Source organism: Shewanella sp. MBTL60-007 (assembly GCF_019654915.1).
GTDB lineage: Bacteria > Pseudomonadota > Gammaproteobacteria > Enterobacterales > Shewanellaceae > Shewanella.
Genome location: NZ_BPET01000035.1, coordinates 1 through 16,497 on the forward strand (window position 1 = coordinate 1; position 16,497 = coordinate 16,497).

The window sequence follows — 16,497 nt, forward strand, 5'->3', positions numbered from 1 at the left end:
ATAAGTAAAAAACTAAATATAGTTCAAATTCCCCCAACCCAACAGATTCTTATAAGTCGGTAAGTTCATATAACAGTAGGTACTTAATAGAAGTATAATAAACAAAGGAAATAAAGTGTCTCATCCGCAGAAAACGACTTCCTGTCGAATTAAAAATAGATCTGTCTAATAGGCCATTGAACGTAATTATAAAACTACAGGCATTGCAGATAGACTTTTTGTCACTTCAAATAGATGAAATATTTACAATCCAGCACACGTCTACCGTCTCTAGAAAAAACATGCTTCCCCTAACTCTCTAGAAGCGCCCCTAAATTAACTATTAGATTTGTTTCAGATGCCACGCCCGTGGAGTTACATCAAATTGACGTTGAAATGCTCGAGAAAAAGCAGCACTTCCACTATAACCCACTTCTAAACTAACCGACTTTATAGGCTGTCCTTGTAATAATAACTTCTTAGCTAATAGTAAGCGCGACTCTGTCACATAACTGAGCGGTGGTTGCCCTATGATACTAGTAAATAATGCAGCAAATCTTGCTCGTGACATCCCGACTCGGGCAGCTAGCTCTTCAACAGTCCATGGATAATCTATTTGCTTGTGGATTATTTCAATAGCTTTGGCAAGTTTGAGATCAGATAAAGCTGATAACATCCCTTCTTGGCATATTTTATTTTCAACCAAATACCGAATAACCAGCAGCAATAGTAGGTCTAGCAGCGTTGAGATAATAGCGGCTTGGGCAAAACGTGATGTAAAGGCTTCAACAAATAGCATGCTAATTGTATTCGGTAGACTATCTAATACCCTAAGAGGAAGAACTATAGACTCGGGTAGAGCTCGGTATAATGGTGAATCTTTAAAGCTTAAGTTAGCACATACAACATCACAGCCTTCAAGAGTCTTAGGTTGAAGACGATGCCCCTTCCCTTTGGGGTAAATAATGAGTGTCGGCTCGTTGATTTTATAAGTTAAGCCAGTATCTTCAAATAAAAGCATTTCACCCGTTCTAACCAAATGCAATATACCACCAGATGGATGATCTGTACTTGAAGAACTTCCACATAAATTACCTGAAAAGAATAAGTTCGCTTTGGGCTCCGCATGAGATATTAATGTCGATAAGGTATCCATTTGAGACTTAGGGTATGTAAATTTAGATTAATAGTGATAAATCGTATTATTTATGATGTCAATATCTATACCGTAAATTCACTTAATCAAAGGAGCTCAGCATGAGCCGCATTCTTCCAGTTCCAAATCCTCAAGGCGATGTTGCTACAACGTTTTCAGAAATTAAAAGCAAGCTAGGAATGGTGCCTAACCTCTATGCAACTGTTGGCCATTCATCAACAGTGCTCAACGCTTATCTTGTTTTTAGCGATGCTTTATCCAAAGGACGTTTAAGCGCGAAGCAACGAGAGTTAATAGCTTTAGCTATCGCTCAGAAAAATCAGTGTCAATATTGCTTATCTGCTCACACCCTTATAGCTGGAAGCATCGGGTTAGCAAAGACAAATATCAAAGAAGCTAGAGAAGGTCATGCGGATAGCGCACTGGATCAAGCCTTAATAACATTAGCCGTAGAGCTAGTAGAGCTACGTGGAAAACTATCTACAGACCAATTAGATATAGCGGCTAAAAATGGAGTTGATGAAGAGTTAGTCTTTGAAGTACTCGCTCAAGTAACGGCCAATTTATTCACCAATTATGCAAACCATTTAGCACAAACAGACATTGATTTCCCGAAAGTAAGTCTTACGCTTTGATATAAAAAAAGGAGTAATTTATGCAACAGGAAAGAGGTTATTTAGTTGGTCTAGTCGGTGTCGTACTAACTTTGTTATGGATTGGAATATTCAAATTTACTCCAACAGAGGCAGAGGCAATTAGACCATTAATTGAAAGCCATCCTTTAATGAATTGGTTGTTCAGTATTCTTAGTGTACAAGGTGTGTCGAATCTTATCGGCATTACGGAAATCATTGTCGCTATTGGCATGGTCGTTGGTATTTGGAAGCCTAAAGTGGGCTACTGGAGTGGTCTAGCTGCTATGGCTATCTTCATTACTACATTGAGCTTTCTTTTCACTTTACCCGGAGTTTGGAAGCTTGTTGATGGTGTACCAGTAACCGAATTCTTCATATTAAAAGACATCGTCTTTCTAGGAATTAGCTGGTTAAGTATTGAGAAAAGTAAAAACCTGATTAAAACTGATAAAGTTTCTAAATAGACTCAGAATAAAAAACGCTCACAAATGTGAGCGTTCTCTCTGTGCAATTTTATCTAGACCGTGAGAATAGATTGTGCTGCCGAGAACTGGCTCTAGTGACTATATAATTGGCTTTCTAACAACTTTAATAAACGGAAAACTTCCCCACTGAAGAGCTCATAGCACCGTAAAGTCACCATGGTAAGACCATGAAACTGCTAGCCTGAAGCCCTTGGGTATGTTGGCTTGTTATTTAGCGAGAACCTTAGATTGTTGAATTTAGTGGGATTGCGTTGTGCACAGATTTAACCTGTGATGCACCATATATAGACCATAAACTGATTTTTGTAGCTGATGGCTTGGTGGTTATGGGGTAGAAATACGCAGATAAAATTGTAGATAAGAGGTAATGCAAGATTGCTGGAAGTGGCGTCAAGCCTAGCATTGCCAAATTTCAGGCATAAAAAAACCTGCTCGATGGCAGGTTGCTTTGTTGATAATGGTACCTGAGGACGGACTTGAACCGTCACTTCTTTCGAAATCGGATTTTGAATCCGACGTGTCTACCAATTCCACCACTCAGGCATTATCAATATTTCTCACTAAAATCTGCTCGACCTCAGTAAGTGAACGGAATTATACCTACCAGCAGATGAATGGCAAGTACTTTGAGCCAAGGTTTTTATCAAGTGACCATTTTTCATGCTCAAGTAGGCTTATCCGTTTACTATCCGCGCAAAAGCCGTATATCGAACACCACACAAAATTAGCAAAACATGATCTACAGCATATTTATTAACAATGTAGACCCATTTTTTTAATAACAGGCGCTATTTTTGACTGAGATCAAAAAGTGTAATTACACGTCGGCGTATCGTTAACGGGAACTAAGAAAAAGAAAGAGGATTTCGCAAATGGCATTCTGGTTAGATTTGATGTTTGGCAACCCAATAGGATTGCTTTCGATGATCGTTATCTTTAGTACAATAGGCATCATCTCTTATCTGATGTGGATGTTCTATACCAAGTCTGCGGATCCCGAAAATTAGTTTTCGTCAATCTTTCTAATGCAGGGGGCTATTCGCCCCCCTTTTTTTATCTAAATTTTATATCTAAATTTTATATCCATGGCCAAATTAGGCTGCATGTTTCCTCGGCGCAACAAGGTTATTGACGAAGTGCGGACGCGCCTTAATCAAGTTCTTCATATCTTCAGGGCTAGGCTCGCCAACAGGGAAACGTAATACCTGACGATTTAAGTGAACCCGAGCACGCATTGAGATCTTAAAATCTGCCGTAGAACCTTGAATCGCATAATGCTTCTGATTACCTAGGTGCTCCAAAATCCCAGCTTGCAGTAGGCTCTTCACTGCCGTCTCTTGCTCAGGTAGTGTCAAAATAGTTTGTCCCTGCAGAAAGAACTCTCTTAGCAAGGCTCGCTCCATAGGATCGAGTAACTTAACCTTCTCCTCGATCACCTCGACAGAACGCTTATCACTGAAGTAACTGATCGCCTCATCAAGAAAATAGTTTAGCAACAGCGTCAATAAATAAGCGGAGCCAATGATCAAGCCTAAACCGATAAAGTGAGCATGATTTTGTGACAACTCGGCCAGACTTAACGAGGCTAGCAGTGGTTGTGGAACGAAGAGTAGTGCCGCCGATGCAAGCGTCAGCCATAGCATGGTGGTAAAAACCACCTTTTTAGGAGAAATCATTTTAAAGGAAGCCGTGTTAAAACCCACTTTTTGCATAATCATATCCAGTGTCAGAATTCTGTTTCTGGTATATTCAAAAGCAATAATAGTGCCAGCTTTTAAAGTGATATAGGTTAATTTTGCAAGTCTAAGGCAATAGAAAATCAACAAATAACAAAAAGGCGCCCTATGGACGCCTCTACTCTACCGAGCTGTTATTATGTCAACTTAAATTAAGGCCTTTATTTAGCGTTTGCCTTAGCCGCAAGCTTAGTCAACACCCTACTCGTCGCCACAAAACCGAAGGTGCCAGTCACCACTGTGACGGCTCCAAAACCTGAGGCACAATCCATTCTCATACTGCCTTCGGCCGTCGCCTTAGTGCTGCATACCGTACCATCGGCTTGGGGGTAAACCAGTTGCTCAGTAGAGAACACCGCCTCGATCGAAAAACGGCGGGCTACATTCTTAGAAAAGTTATATTCGCGTCTTAGCTGATTACGCACTTTAGCTAACAATGGATCTTGGTATGTCTTAGCTAAGTCAGTAACCTGCACTTGAGTCGGATCCATCTGGCCGCCGGCACCACCCACGGTAATAATGGGTAACTTTTGACGCTTACACCAGGCAATTAAGGCTGTCTTAGCCTTAACGGCATCGATACAGTCCACAACGTAATCTATGCTACCGCCCTGCTTTTTACCCTGAAAATACTCAGATAAGTTTTCTGGGGTGATGAAGTCTTCTACCTCATTCACGATACATTCAGGATTGATCTGCTTAAGGCGTTGCGCCATCACCTCGACCTTAGACTCACCAATAGTGTCTTTTAACGCATGAGCCTGCCTGTTGGTATTGGTCACACAAATATCGTCCAGATCGATAAGGGTGATCTGTCCGATACCACTTCTTGCCAAAGACTCAGCAACCCAAGTGCCGACGCCACCGATCCCCACGACGACGACATGGGCCTGTGCAAAAAAGCTTAAAGCCTGTTGACCATATAAACGACCGATACCGGCAAAGCGATTCAAGTAAGCGTCTGACAAGGTGTGATTATTCAAAATGATACTCAATGTAGAAAAAGTCTAGAAAATAGAAAACACAAATAGCTTGCTAATTTTATCTTAAATACAGGAAAAACTCTAAAAAAATAACGACACCCAAAGATACACCTGTTATCAACTTAAGCAAAAATAAAGCAAATAGACACCTGACATGTATCCACTGTTAATAACAACTTAAACCATTGTTTAAAAAGGGTAAAGCTATATGATAGCTATCACAAAAAATACATTGAATTTGATTTAGATCACAAACAAAAAATCCTATTCCGTGCCAGAATCTCGCCCGACAAATACAGCTTCACTCTTGTTGGCCCGCGAATAGGGCTAACGAATATTGATAGCCTGCAAACTAAAATAGCAATTCGCTACAGGAAGATGAAAATGAAAAAAACTGTTCTGTCCGCCACGATTATTTCAGCACTAGCCGCCACCTCTTTTACAGCACTTGCTGATGGCCCAAGTTTCTATGGTCGTGCTGATCTAGCTGTTACCAACTCTGACATGGGGATTGCTACTCAAAACCAAAAGTCAGGTACAATCATTGAGAACAACTTCTCATGGTTGGGTGTAAAAGGTACTGAAGCGATCAACAGCGATCTTGAAGTGGTTTACCAGATGGAGTTTGGTGTTAGCAACTTCGATAACTCTGGCAACACTTTCGCAGCACGTAACACCTTCCTAGGCCTAAAGTCTGCTACTGCAGGTACTATCCTAGTCGGTCGTAACGACACTGTATTTAAAGCGTCTGAAGGTGGTTTCGACCTTTTCGGTAACACTAACTCAGATATCGATCTATTAGCTGCTGGCCAAGCTCGTAGCGCCGATGGTTTCACTTACTACTCGCCAAAGATTGCCGATCTAGTGACATTAAATGCTACCTATTTAATGGATGACAACTACGATCAAGATACCGCAGCAGACAACATGTACGCACTAAGCGCAACTCTTGGTGACAAGGGCTTAAAATCACAGAACTACTATGTTTCTGCTGCATATAACGATGGCATCGAAAATGTAAAAGCTTACCGCGGCGTGGCTCAAGTTAAACTTGGTCAAGTTATCCTAGGTGGTTTCTACCAAAACAGTGAGCACGTTGACAGCAAGTACGCCAACCTTGAAGGTGACACTTACTTCGTAAACGCTGCATACGTTATGGGTAACCTAAAGCTTAAAGCTATGTACGGTAGCGATGACTCAGGTCTTGGCAAGTATGTTAGCCGCTATGTAGGCAGCGTAGACGGTGCAGCTCTAGAAACTGTTAGCGATGTGGATCTACAGCAGTTCAGCTTTGGTGCTGACTACCGTCTAAGCAAGAACACCTTAGTATACGGTCACTACACTAAGTACGATGGCGACATCAAACTAGCTGGTGCGACACAAGATTTAGGTGATGACATCTTCACTCTTGGTATGCGTTTCGACTTCTAATTAAAACGGCTTGGCTGACTTAGTTAGCTTAGGCAAATAAGAGAAGCTCTTAAACGTAAAAAGGCAGCGTAAGCTGCCTTTTCTATTTATAGGACTTTTTAATTCAATGGGAGGTTAATAGCTTTAACCACAACAGTTTTCACAACAAAAATATAACATTTGGGCATTTCTAGTGCTTTTTCACTCCAACCCCACCACAGGTTAATTTTTCAGCACATAATAAGACGGTAAAACAACTGCTTTCTGACTTCAATTTACACTAAAAAAGCTACAAATAATTTAAAGCCAGCCTTGATGGATACTCCTTTAGGGATACATTTAAGTATTTATTTCCATAGAAGTTACCAAATAAACAACCAAACCTCCTCAAACGTCACAAAAAAGTAGCAATTACGTGCTTGACCCTTGAAAACTTGATCTACTCCACAATTTCAAATCCATAAAACTGTAATATTTAGCCCCACAATTGTTATGGGCTAGGACGCGCGTAGCAAAAACAAAAGTTTATGCAATAAACCATAAGAAACGAATAGGAACTTAGGTTCTGGGAGCAAATGAAATGAAAAAGACGCTAATCTCGGCATCAGTGGCATCAGTTTTAACCCTAGCTTCTTTCGGCGCGCTAGCCGATGGTCCTAGCTTTTACGGCCGTTTAGATCTTGCTGTTACAAACTCTGACACGGGTGCAACCACTCAAAACAGCAAAGAAGGTACCGTTTTCGAGAACAATTTCTCTCACGTAGGTGTTAAAGGCAGCGAAAGCCTAACTAACAACATCGACGTTGTTTACCAGATGGAATTCCAAGTAGAAAACACGACTAACTCTGGTGATACTTTTAAAGCACGTAACACTTACCTAGGTCTTAAGTCTCAAGCAGGTACTGTACTTGTTGGTCGTAATGACACTGTATTCAAGCAATCTGAAGGTGGCGTAGATTTATTCGGTAACACTAACGCCGATATCGACCGTCTAGTTGGTGGTCAAGCGCGTAAAGGCGATGGTATCTGGTACTACTCTCCAAAGATCGCAGGTCTAGTAACGCTAAACGCTACTTACCTAATGGAAGACAACTACACTAACGATGCTAACGAAACTTCTTACGAAGATCAGTATGCACTAAGCGCGACTATCGGTGACAAGAAGCTTAAGGCGCAAAACTACTACGTAGCTGCGGCTTACAACACTATCGGTGGCATCGATGCATACCGTGGTGTTGCTCAAGTTAAATTGGGTGACTTCAAAATCGGTGGTCTATTCCAGAACACTGAAAGCCAAACAACAGATCAAGAAGGTAACTCTTACTTCGTAAACGTTGCTTACAACCTAAACGGCGTTAACCTAAAGGCTGAGTACGGTAAAGACGAAGCTGGTTTCGGTAAGTACTACTCAAACATCACTGACGTAGACGGTTCTGACGTAAACGTTCAAGTTATCACCGTTGGTGCTGACTACAAGATCTCTAAATCAACTATGGTATATGGCCACTACGCTATGTACGAAGGCGACCACAAAGTGGGTACTGCTAAAGTTGACCTAGAAGACGACAACGTATTCACTGTTGGTGTACGTTACAACTTCTAATCGACTGAGTCTTTAGACTCTAACGATTTAAAGCCATAAAAAAGCGACCCTAGGGTCGCTTTTTTGATCTAACTAAATGATGAGAGAAGATTCGAGGACGCCCTTCGGGCTACTAGGACGTTCGCAGGCTCACTGCTAGAGCGGACTTTGTCCTGATTGTCGCTTTTCCGTAAGCGAAGCGTTCGCTAGGCCGCAGGCCGTTCTGCTTTATATCGTCTTAGCTTTAACCGTCTTTGCCTTTCCTAGCACCTAGGACCTGCTTCTCCTAGAACCTTCTTTTCAGCTTTTTCGCGTCAACTTATAAACCGACTCGGTTAACCAAGACACCTGCTTTTTTACGAATCTAGGATTTTCACTTAGCACATCTTCACAGGCTAAACGTTCTATTTCAAAGTCATCAGCTAGGTTGGCCTGCACCCAGTCGTCGGATACAGCAAAAGGCGGACCATTAAGTTCAGCCTGAGGATAATCAAGGGTGATCAATAAGCCAACACTGTTTGCAGGGATCAAGTTAGCTAACTGATTGGCATAGGCTAAACGCATCTCCTCAGGCCAAGCGATGAGCGCTGCGCGATCGTAAAAAGCCATTGTCGCCGTCATCTCTGCTGCATCAAGACTAAAGATGTCGCCCTGATAGATGGTCACCTGTTCGGTATGGAAGCGCTGGTGCTGAGCGATAGTACTGACAGCGACCTTCAGTGAGTTCTCTTGATAAAACTGCTGCACTGCTAACTCATTCAGCTCACAACCTAATACGTCGTGGCCTAGCTCAGCCAAAAAGCACATGTCTAACGATTTACCGCAAAGAGGAACAAAAACCTGAGCGTTAGCATCGAGTTCAAGTTGTGGCCAGTACTTAACAAGGAGGGGGTTAACTGCACTCAAATGAAAGCCAATCTGCTGGGCATCCCATTTTTCATGCCAAAAACTTGGCTGCATATTCAAGATCCATATCAAAGAAAACTAAGGTATGACCGAGCACTCGAATATCTGAGTAGGAACTAACTAGATCTGACTAGAGTCGTGATGATTCAAGACTTGGTATACCGCTATAGCTATTACTCTATAGACAGAGTGAAACGGAAGCAAAAAGAATACGCGCTATCTAGCAAACAATACCAAGTCAAAACCTAGGATTTTACGCCTTAAGCACTTGCTGCACTCGCTTTAACCATACACAGTTTTCGCATTCACATTGACGACGTGATAGATGATGTGGCGTTAAACTCGAATCGATAAAATCAACTGCAACAAGAAGTTGTTGTTTCAACTCTTCGGCTGACTTTCGCTCAACAGCAATCGTTTCATCGTTATGGTTCATCCAAGTACATTCCATACCCTGATGACAATTAATGCATTCCATGTCGGTATGGTTGAAAAAACCGGCGTGGGGGCAGTAATTCAGCTCCATCGATTGCAGAATTCGACGCCTAGGGTACTCAAGCAGTTCAATTAATTGTGATTTGTCCAATTCTGACATAGCTACCTCGGTGTTGATATCAAAGCGTTTTATCTGGCTTATATCATTTATAGTCGCACTAACTAAAGATTACCTTTCTCTTATTCTGTTAGGTTTGATATGTATCAATATCTAATCCGAAAATATTGGTTAGGTGTGACCTAGAGTGGCTTTTTACACGCTGTACTCCTGCTTTAAATTGAATCGGCTTGGACTTTAATTCAGCTTGTTGATTTAATGGGGTAACCAAAGAGGGATCTCAATTGCACACACCTGAACTTCAGCATTTTTATATCTCAGAAGAGCAGTCTATCTATCTACTGGGCGCTCAAGATGCCCGTAAACATAGAGCCTGGATCCGACTGTGTAAACAGCAACTCGGTAAGCTCGGATATCAAGAGTTAGAGCTAGTGGGTAAAGGTGCCTATGGATTTGTGTTTGCGGGCATCAACGAGCTTGGCCAAGCTCACGTGTTTAAGTTCTCCCGCCTCACCTTGCCGCAACATATTCAAGACAGGCTTGAGGAAGAAGCCTTTATGCTATCACAGGTCGTCCACCCCAATGTGCCGCCGGTGATTAAGTTTGAGCATGTGGGTAAGCAGGGGATCTTAGTGATGGCGAGGGCTCCGGGAGAAGATCTCGAGCAGCTTTGCCTTAGGGTCGGTGCGCTTCCTGTCGCCATGGTGATGAATATCGCTCGCCAGCTCGCCGCCATCTTGCAGTATTTACACAATGGTCGGCCGCTCATTCATGGTGATATCAAACCCTCTAACCTAGTTTACGACATCAAGACCCAACACCTTTCCCTTATCGACTGGGGCTCGGCTGTTTTCGCCCAGCGAGACACCGAAGGCAATCCGGTCAATGGCAATGTGATGGACCTTATGTCTAGCGATCAACAACAGACCAATGCCCGTATGGGCGATGTATATTTCATCGGTGAAGAGCAGCTCAATGGCGCACTATCTAGCCCGAGGTTTGATGAGCAAGGCGTTGCGGCTACGCTTTACGCACTCGCCTCGGGTCAGGCGAGTCGCTTTGGTAGTAAGGTGATCCCCCCGACCAGCATAGGTCTACCTATCGAACTGGCCAGAACCTTAGATGGCATGCTCAGCGGCGACCCCGTACGACGTAAACACGCTGGCGACTACTTTTTAAAAAGCATGGCCCACAGCCACCGCATGCATCTGCCTGAGATTAATTCCTCAGCACTGACCGCCGAGATCCCTGTATGGATCTTACCGAGAGATAAAGAGGTCGAAACCGTCAGTTACAGCTCGCGTAAGGCATTCTTAAAAGAGCACAATGGTGACGATCCCATAGCCAAAATGGACGACCTGCAGCTAGAAAAGTATTACCGCAACTTTATGGCTGGCATGGGAGATACCGAGAAAGGCTTTATCGCCGCTGTGGGCCGCCTCAGTCAATATGCCATCGTTGGTGGACTGGCTATTCACTGGCGTGAAACCGGTGTGTTTATCGATTCAAATCTTGCCATCTATAAGCCAGAGCAGAAACAAGCTATCACCATAGCGGTGAATAACATGGTGACGCTTGCGCGAGGGATCCGCCGTATCGGCGTATTCAAAGCCTGTTTCTTCAACGCTCGCGACACCCTGCATATTGAACGTGAAGACAGCTCAAAGCCTTTTGTCACGGCTCAAGATCAACAGCTGCCGTTTGAAGTGGGGAATGTGCCGTCTCTGGAAGATAAGTCTCGACTGCACTCCTATTTTGAAGATGGCCGCGACCCAGAAGAGAACCTAGAACTGCCTAAAGAGATCATGACCGAGTTAGGATGGATAAACCAGATCCACCACACCGGCTGTATTATCTTTGAGGTGCTGCCAAACCATATGAAGATCCACAGCTATTTGCGTCTACTCAACCCAAGAAAACAGGCCGCATTCAGGGCAAGTCTAGATAGGATCTTAGCCCATGTGGATAAGATCCAAGGAAAGGGTGTGTCAGGATTTATGAAACTGCCCTATAAGAACACCCGCAAATTTAATCATATCGAGCGCAAGGCAGACTACTTCTACCCCAGAAACCCTAAAAAGACTTAGGCTTTTGGCTCTTTATCATCATGAACAGGCTTAGAGGCGTCATTCACCTGATGGCTCTCGGGTCGTTTATCGCTCGGATCAGGCTTGCGCTCAAAATCACCATCAAAGGTGTTACCTTGATCGAAAGGAGAGCTACCATTTTGCTCGAATGGATTGCGTCCATGAGGGCCCATTCCAGGGCCAAATCCCGGACCGAAGCCAGATTGAAAACCGCCACCAGCCTGCACTTTAAGCTGCATGCGCTTATAGAAGAACTTCGCCACCGGAGTGCGAGTAAATGGAGTAAGTAACACTAGGCCGATAAAGTCGGTGACAAAGCCAGGTATTAACAGTAATAGCCCTGCAACCGCTAACATCATGCCTTCGACTATCTCTTGCCCAGGCGCCTCACCACGAGCCAGCTTCTGCTGCACCTGCATCAAGGTGCTAATCCCTTGGCTGCGTACCAAAGATACGCCGACTACAGCGGTAAAAATCACTAACGCAACGGTCGTCCAACTGCCTAACACCTCACCAACACGGATCAGTACGGATAGCTCCATGACTGGAACTAACACAAATATTATTAACAAAATAAAAAACACACTGACCTCACATTTTTTGCTGGTGATGAAAACTAAATTGGGGCGGCCCGGTCTACTTTCAAGTCGTTGCCAGTTTGAGACTGCTATTTAACAGTATAAATCCTAGTAAGTGCAGCAATTAGGTGAGTAATTGTAAGCAAAAACTACTGGCATCACTATTTTAGCCATGCCTTAATGCAAGCCTAAGTTAAAAGACGTAAAGTATCGATTAGCTTTTTGAAAGCCGTTCGCTTTACTGATTACCATTGTACCTTGAACGGCATAATACAATCGTTGGCTTAATACAATTTTAATCTGTTGGATAATATAGTAGCGTAATGCAAAACGAATTTTTGTTAGTGATCACCACCAGCCCGAGCCAAGAGCAGGCAAAAACTCTTGCCCATGAACTGGTTAAAGCCAAGCTTGCGGCCTGTGTACAGATCTCGCAGGCCGTAACCTCTGTGTATGAGTGGCAGGGGCAAGTGTGTGAAGAGCAAGAGTTTACTCTACACATAAAGTGTCTAGCACTGCATTACGATGCCGTCGAACAGCTGCTTTCTAAACTACACCCCTATGATGTACCCGAGCTAATCGCACTCCCTGTGACCCAAGGATTGCCGGCCTATTTTGATTGGATAAAAGAAACCACACAGCCATGAAAAGAATCATAAATCTGTTTTTAGCCTCACTACTGCTGCTGACGCCGCTGGCACATGCAGAGGGCATTTTCAGTAGTAATAAGTTTGACTTTTTGAAGGGAGAACCCGAACTGATGCCTGTCGATCAGGCGTTTGTGTTCGACTTTAAACAACAAGGCGACAAGGTCAAAATTAGCTGGGTCATCGCCGACGGTTACTATATGTACCGCGACAAACTAAAGTTTGAAGCTGCCGACGGTGCCGTGCTTGGTGAAATCGCCCTACCACAAGGCAAGCCTCATACCGATGAGTACTTCGGTGAGCAAGAGGTTTACTACTCTTACGTCGAAATGCCTGTAGCAATTAAAGAAGCTGCTACGGGCAGTAAACTTAATGTCACCTTTATGGGCTGTGCCGAGGGTAAACTTTGCTTCCCACCAACTAAGAAAACCGCAGAACTGACTGAAGTCGCCGCCAACGATGGCCTGTTAGCCGATGCAGATAAAGCATTAGGAACGACCAACGAGGTCGCAAAACCTGCCGAAACCGCTAGCGCGCCTATTACTCAACAAGATACGCTAAGCGCGATGCTCTCGGGTGACAGCCTAATCTGGACCTTAGTCATCTTCTTTGGTTTAGGTGTTGGCCTTGCGCTAACCCCTTGCGTGTTCCCTATGTACCCAATTCTATCTGGGATCATCGTCGGTCAAGGCAAGAAACTCTCTACCGCAAAAGCCTTCAGCCTATCTATGGTCTATGTTCAAGGTATGGCGATCACCTACTCACTCGTGGGTCTTATCGTTGCCTCGGCAGGCATGAAGTATCAAGCAGCTTTGCAACACCCAGCTGTTCTTATTGTACTAGCGATACTCTTCTTCGTGTTGAGCTTGTCGATGTTTGGCTTGTACGATCTTAAACTGCCTTCAAAGTGGCAGGAGAAGATGAACTCACTGTCGAACAACCAGAAAGGCGGCAATGTTATTGGCGTGTTTGTGATGGGGATTATCTCTGGCCTTGTCGCCTCGCCTTGTACCACGGCTCCGCTATCTGGCGCACTGATCTATGTAGCACAAACTGGCGACCTATTGCAGGGCTTCCTAGCACTTTACGTTCTGAGCATGGGGATGGGTCTACCACTACTGATTATCGGAACTTCTGGCGGTAAGATCTTACCAAGAGCTGGTAGCTGGATGGATGTCATCAAGACTATCTTCGGTTTCCTACTCATCGCTGTATCGATTGTGATGTTAGGCCGTATCTGGCCAGGATTTATCTCAGACTTACTCTGGTCAATCTGGGGTATCGCTTTGGTAGGGTACTTAATGCACCAGAATAAGCTTACTGAGTTTAACTGGAAGCAAACCACCCGCTCGGTATTACTGATGCTAGCGCTACTAGGAAGCTTCTCCTACGGCATGCAAGCGGTAATGGCTAAGCTTGGCTTTAGTAACCATGCGGTGGTTAATGCTTCGAGTGAGGCTCAAAGCCATGGTTTCAAACGCATCAAGTCATTAGAAGACCTAAATACCGAGATTGCAGCAGCAACCGCTGAAGGCAAAACTGTTATGGTCGATTTCTATGCTGACTGGTGCGTTGCCTGTAAAGAATTCGAGGCTATCACCTTTAAAGATGCACAGGTGCTAGAGCGCATGGACAAGATGGTACTGCTTCAAGCCGATGTGACAAAGAACGATGCGATTGATATCGAACTGCTTGAACACTACAACATTCTCGGCCTGCCAACGCTACTGATGTTTGATGAAAATGGTGCCGTCCGAGACGAGCTACGTGTCACAGGTTTTATGCGACCAAAGGCCTTTGCCGAGCATCTAGACCACTTAGTTAAATAACGAATTCGTTAATTAAGTCTAAAAAGCTTATAGTCAAGCCCCAGTTTTAATAAACTGGGGCTTTTCTCTACCGTAAACCTGCTAACAACAGGTTTCACAAACATCAAATTTCTTCACATTTTTCAGCTCAACTTCATAAATTTCTTATACAATGGTGCATCATTATACCCAAAGGCTTGGGTGTAGATTTTTATAAAAAGGAGCACCATGGAACCCGCTATACTCATTATCACCTTAGCCTGCGGCATGTTAGTTAGCCGTGTGGGACTTCCCCCTTTAATTGGCTATCTTGTTGCGGGATTTGTGCTGTTTCTATTTGGTATCGAAGAGTCCAGTCTGCCCATGCTAGAGCAATTGGCTAACCTCGGGGTTACCCTGCTGCTATTTGCTATTGGCCTTAAGCTGGATCTGCGAAGTCTGTTTAAAGCTGAAGTGTGGGCGGGTTCGAGCTTACACTTGCTTGGCTCAATGCTATTTTTTATCCCACTATTAAAGCTGCTAGGACTATTAGGCCTTGAGCAGCTCACAGGTCTTGAGCTCGATCAACTGGCATTACTCGCCTTTGCACTTAGTTTTTCCAGTACGATTTTTGCGGTCAAGGTGCTCGAAGATAAGGGTGATATGCAAACCCTTTATGGCCGAGTAGCAATTGGTATCTTGATTATGCAAGATATCTTTGCTGTTGCCTTTCTCACCATATCTAAAGGTGACATCCCCTCATACTGGGCCTTAGCCCTACTGCTACTGCCACTGGCAAAACCACTCATTTACAAGGCGTTCGACAGAGTCGGCCACGGTGAGTTATTGGTGCTATTCGGTCTCGTGATGGCACTGGTCATGGGCGCGGGACTGTTTGAGCTTGTCGGCCTAAAACCGGATCTCGGTGCACTTATTATCGGTATCTTATTAGCGGGCCATCCCAAATCATCTGAGCTGGCAAAGTCGCTATTTTATTTTAAAGAACTTTTCCTTGTTGCCTTCTTCTTAACCGTTGGCCTCAACGGCTTACCGACTTTCTCCGATATCGGTTTAGCGGCTATTTTGGTGCTTATAGTTCCAATTAAAGTCATTCTGTTTATGTACTTACTCACATACTTTAAGCTTCGCTCCCGTACCGCCTTGATGAGTTCATTTAGTCTTGGCAACTACAGCGAGTTCGGCTTGATTGTTGCGGCAGTGGCGACCTCAAAAGGCTGGCTACCGCCACAGTGGATGGTGATCCTCGCGGTAGCGCTAAGCTTTAGCTTTCTATTTGCAGCGCCGCTTAACACCGCCTCTAGCCGTATTTATCAAAAATACCAAGGCCGACTCAAGCGTTTAGAAAAGCATCCTTTGCATCCGGAAGATAGACCTATCCCGGTCGGCAATCCGCGCTTTCTGATCTTAGGTATGGGCCGTATCGGCTCTGGTGCTTATGATGAACTCAGATCTCGTTATGATGGCGAGATCTTAGGGGTAGAGCATAAACAAGAACTGGTGGACTTTCATATCTCTGAAGGTCGAAATGTCGTACAAGGCGATGCATCCGATACTGATTTCTGGGAAAAACTAGACAGAGCACCGCACCTTGAGCTTGTGCTGTTAACCATGCCCCACCACGTGGGTAATCAGTTTGCCGTCGAGCAGTTACAGCTTTTAGATTATCAAGGCAAGCTGAGCGCTATCGTCAAATATAAAGAAGATGCCCAATCGCTGAGCGAGTCGGGAGTACATAGCGTGTACAACCTTTATGAAGCGGCTGGAGCGGGTTTTGTCGAGCACTTGGTCAAAGAGCTACTAACACCAAGCGGTGCCGCGCCAGATAACCCCAACGCAATCAATCGAAAAAATGAAGTCGATGCCCTAGAGAATCAGACAAAAGGCTAATTGTATACATTATCCCTATTATAGCGTATGTTATTTATCAACGAGTATAAAATGACCGATAACAT

The 16,497-nt window shown here is 44.1% G+C and carries 15 protein-coding genes and 1 tRNA gene; 9 read left to right on the forward strand and 7 right to left on the reverse strand.

Annotation, left to right across the window (positions count from 1 at the left end; all coding sequences use genetic code 11):
* Positions 1–322 precede the first annotated feature (322 nt).
* Positions 323–1,135 (reverse strand): AraC family transcriptional regulator, encoded by an 813-nt coding sequence (locus K5Q92_RS14025; RefSeq protein WP_220769621.1) that lies wholly within the window; start codon positions 1,133–1,135, stop codon positions 323–325.
* A 101-nt stretch (positions 1,136–1,236) separates the two neighbouring features.
* On the opposite strand from K5Q92_RS14025, the gene K5Q92_RS14030 reads away from it, so the two are divergent.
* Together K5Q92_RS14030 and K5Q92_RS14035 are read left to right on the forward strand one after the other, a co-directional pair.
* Positions 1,237–1,770, forward strand: coding sequence for a carboxymuconolactone decarboxylase family protein (locus tag K5Q92_RS14030; RefSeq protein ID WP_220769622.1), 534 nt, complete (start codon positions 1,237–1,239; stop codon positions 1,768–1,770).
* A 20-nt stretch (positions 1,771–1,790) separates the two neighbouring features.
* On the forward strand, positions 1,791–2,234 hold the full coding sequence (locus tag K5Q92_RS14035; protein WP_220769623.1) for a DUF417 family protein: 444 nt from the start codon (positions 1,791–1,793) through the stop codon (positions 2,232–2,234).
* A gap of 479 nt (positions 2,235–2,713) precedes the next feature.
* On the opposite strand, the gene K5Q92_RS14040 is transcribed toward K5Q92_RS14035, so the two are convergent.
* Positions 2,714–2,798, reverse strand: a tRNA-Leu gene (locus tag K5Q92_RS14040).
* Between the two features lie 329 nt (positions 2,799–3,127).
* On the opposite strand from K5Q92_RS14040, the gene K5Q92_RS14045 reads away from it, so the two are divergent.
* Positions 3,128–3,262 carry a DUF3149 domain-containing protein gene (locus tag K5Q92_RS14045; protein WP_012153859.1) on the forward strand — a complete coding sequence of 45 codons (135 nt, stop codon included), beginning with the start codon at positions 3,128–3,130 and terminating at the stop codon, positions 3,260–3,262.
* An 87-nt stretch (positions 3,263–3,349) separates the two neighbouring features.
* On the opposite strand, the gene K5Q92_RS14050 is transcribed toward K5Q92_RS14045, so the two are convergent.
* Both K5Q92_RS14050 and tcdA read right to left on the reverse strand, forming a co-directional pair.
* On the reverse strand, positions 3,350–3,967 hold the full coding sequence (locus K5Q92_RS14050) for a superinfection exclusion B family protein (RefSeq protein WP_220769624.1): 618 nt from the start codon (positions 3,965–3,967) through the stop codon (positions 3,350–3,352).
* A 185-nt stretch (positions 3,968–4,152) separates the two neighbouring features.
* A complete protein-coding gene (gene tcdA / locus K5Q92_RS14055) occupies positions 4,153–4,974 on the reverse strand; it encodes a tRNA cyclic N6-threonylcarbamoyladenosine(37) synthase TcdA (protein WP_259649580.1) in 822 nt (273 codons plus the stop codon).
* A gap of 384 nt (positions 4,975–5,358) precedes the next feature.
* On the opposite strand from tcdA, the gene K5Q92_RS14060 reads away from it, so the two are divergent.
* On the forward strand, positions 5,359–6,405 hold the full coding sequence (locus K5Q92_RS14060; RefSeq protein WP_220769625.1) for a porin: 1,047 nt from the start codon (positions 5,359–5,361) through the stop codon (positions 6,403–6,405).
* Between the two features lie 559 nt (positions 6,406–6,964).
* On the forward strand, positions 6,965–7,987 hold the full coding sequence (locus K5Q92_RS14065; RefSeq protein ID WP_220769626.1) for a porin: 1,023 nt from the start codon (positions 6,965–6,967) through the stop codon (positions 7,985–7,987).
* A 279-nt stretch (positions 7,988–8,266) separates the two neighbouring features.
* Here K5Q92_RS14065 and K5Q92_RS14070 read toward each other — a convergent pair whose 3' ends face one another.
* Together K5Q92_RS14070 and K5Q92_RS14075 are read right to left on the reverse strand one after the other, a co-directional pair.
* On the reverse strand, positions 8,267–8,926 hold the full coding sequence (locus K5Q92_RS14070) for a thiopurine S-methyltransferase (RefSeq protein WP_220769627.1): 660 nt from the start codon (positions 8,924–8,926) through the stop codon (positions 8,267–8,269).
* Between the two features lie 199 nt (positions 8,927–9,125).
* A complete protein-coding gene (locus tag K5Q92_RS14075) occupies positions 9,126–9,467 on the reverse strand; it encodes a hypothetical protein (protein WP_220769628.1) in 342 nt (113 codons plus the stop codon).
* 242 nt (positions 9,468–9,709) lie between these two features.
* On the opposite strand from K5Q92_RS14075, the gene K5Q92_RS14080 reads away from it, so the two are divergent.
* Positions 9,710–11,512 carry a protein kinase gene (locus K5Q92_RS14080; RefSeq protein ID WP_220769629.1) on the forward strand — a complete coding sequence of 601 codons (1,803 nt, stop codon included), beginning with the start codon at positions 9,710–9,712 and terminating at the stop codon, positions 11,510–11,512.
* Here K5Q92_RS14080 and K5Q92_RS14085 read toward each other — a convergent pair.
* Entirely contained in the window at positions 11,509–12,096 is a 588-nt protein-coding gene (locus tag K5Q92_RS14085; RefSeq protein ID WP_220769630.1) for an FxsA family protein, read from the reverse strand. The two genes, K5Q92_RS14080 and K5Q92_RS14085, sit on opposite strands and share 4 nt — an antisense overlap.
* A gap of 317 nt (positions 12,097–12,413) precedes the next feature.
* Here K5Q92_RS14085 and cutA point away from each other — a divergent pair, with 317 nt between their 5' ends.
* The 3 genes from cutA to K5Q92_RS14100 all read left to right on the forward strand — a co-directional run bounded on the left by cutA (position 12,414) and on the right by K5Q92_RS14100 (position 16,432).
* Positions 12,414–12,737: a divalent-cation tolerance protein CutA gene (gene cutA / locus K5Q92_RS14090; protein ID WP_220769631.1), complete on the forward strand. Its 324-nt coding sequence runs from the start codon at positions 12,414–12,416 to the stop codon at positions 12,735–12,737.
* Complete coding sequence (locus tag K5Q92_RS14095) at positions 12,734–14,566, forward strand: protein-disulfide reductase DsbD (RefSeq protein WP_220769632.1); 1,833 nt, start codon at positions 12,734–12,736, stop codon at positions 14,564–14,566. Before cutA ends, K5Q92_RS14095 begins: the two co-directional genes overlap by 4 nt.
* A 207-nt stretch (positions 14,567–14,773) precedes the next feature.
* Positions 14,774–16,432 (forward strand): cation:proton antiporter family protein, encoded by a 1,659-nt coding sequence (locus tag K5Q92_RS14100; RefSeq protein ID WP_220769633.1) that lies wholly within the window; start codon positions 14,774–14,776, stop codon positions 16,430–16,432.
* Positions 16,433–16,497 lie beyond the last annotated feature (65 nt).

Excerpts from the sequence above, each read along its gene's own strand:
- K5Q92_RS14025 (WP_220769621.1), bottom strand. The coding sequence starts at position 1,135 with ATGGATACCTTATCGACATTAATATCTCATGCGGAGCCCAAAGCGAAC.
- K5Q92_RS14030 (WP_220769622.1), top strand. The coding sequence starts at position 1,237 with ATGAGCCGCATTCTTCCAGTTCCAAATCCTCAAGGCGATGTTGCTACA.
- K5Q92_RS14035 (WP_220769623.1), top strand. The coding sequence starts at position 1,791 with ATGCAACAGGAAAGAGGTTATTTAGTTGGTCTAGTCGGTGTCGTACTA.
- K5Q92_RS14045 (WP_012153859.1), top strand. The coding sequence starts at position 3,128 with ATGGCATTCTGGTTAGATTTGATGTTTGGCAACCCAATAGGATTGCTT.
- K5Q92_RS14050 (WP_220769624.1), bottom strand. The coding sequence starts at position 3,967 with ATGCAAAAAGTGGGTTTTAACACGGCTTCCTTTAAAATGATTTCTCCT.
- K5Q92_RS14060 (WP_220769625.1), top strand. The coding sequence starts at position 5,359 with ATGAAAAAAACTGTTCTGTCCGCCACGATTATTTCAGCACTAGCCGCC.
- K5Q92_RS14065 (WP_220769626.1), top strand. The coding sequence starts at position 6,965 with ATGAAAAAGACGCTAATCTCGGCATCAGTGGCATCAGTTTTAACCCTA.
- K5Q92_RS14070 (WP_220769627.1), bottom strand. The coding sequence starts at position 8,926 with ATGCAGCCAAGTTTTTGGCATGAAAAATGGGATGCCCAGCAGATTGGC.
- K5Q92_RS14075 (WP_220769628.1), bottom strand. The coding sequence starts at position 9,467 with ATGTCAGAATTGGACAAATCACAATTAATTGAACTGCTTGAGTACCCT.
- cutA (WP_220769631.1), top strand. The coding sequence starts at position 12,414 with ATGCAAAACGAATTTTTGTTAGTGATCACCACCAGCCCGAGCCAAGAG.
- K5Q92_RS14095 (WP_220769632.1), top strand. The coding sequence starts at position 12,734 with ATGAAAAGAATCATAAATCTGTTTTTAGCCTCACTACTGCTGCTGACG.
- K5Q92_RS14100 (WP_220769633.1), top strand. The coding sequence starts at position 14,774 with ATGGAACCCGCTATACTCATTATCACCTTAGCCTGCGGCATGTTAGTT.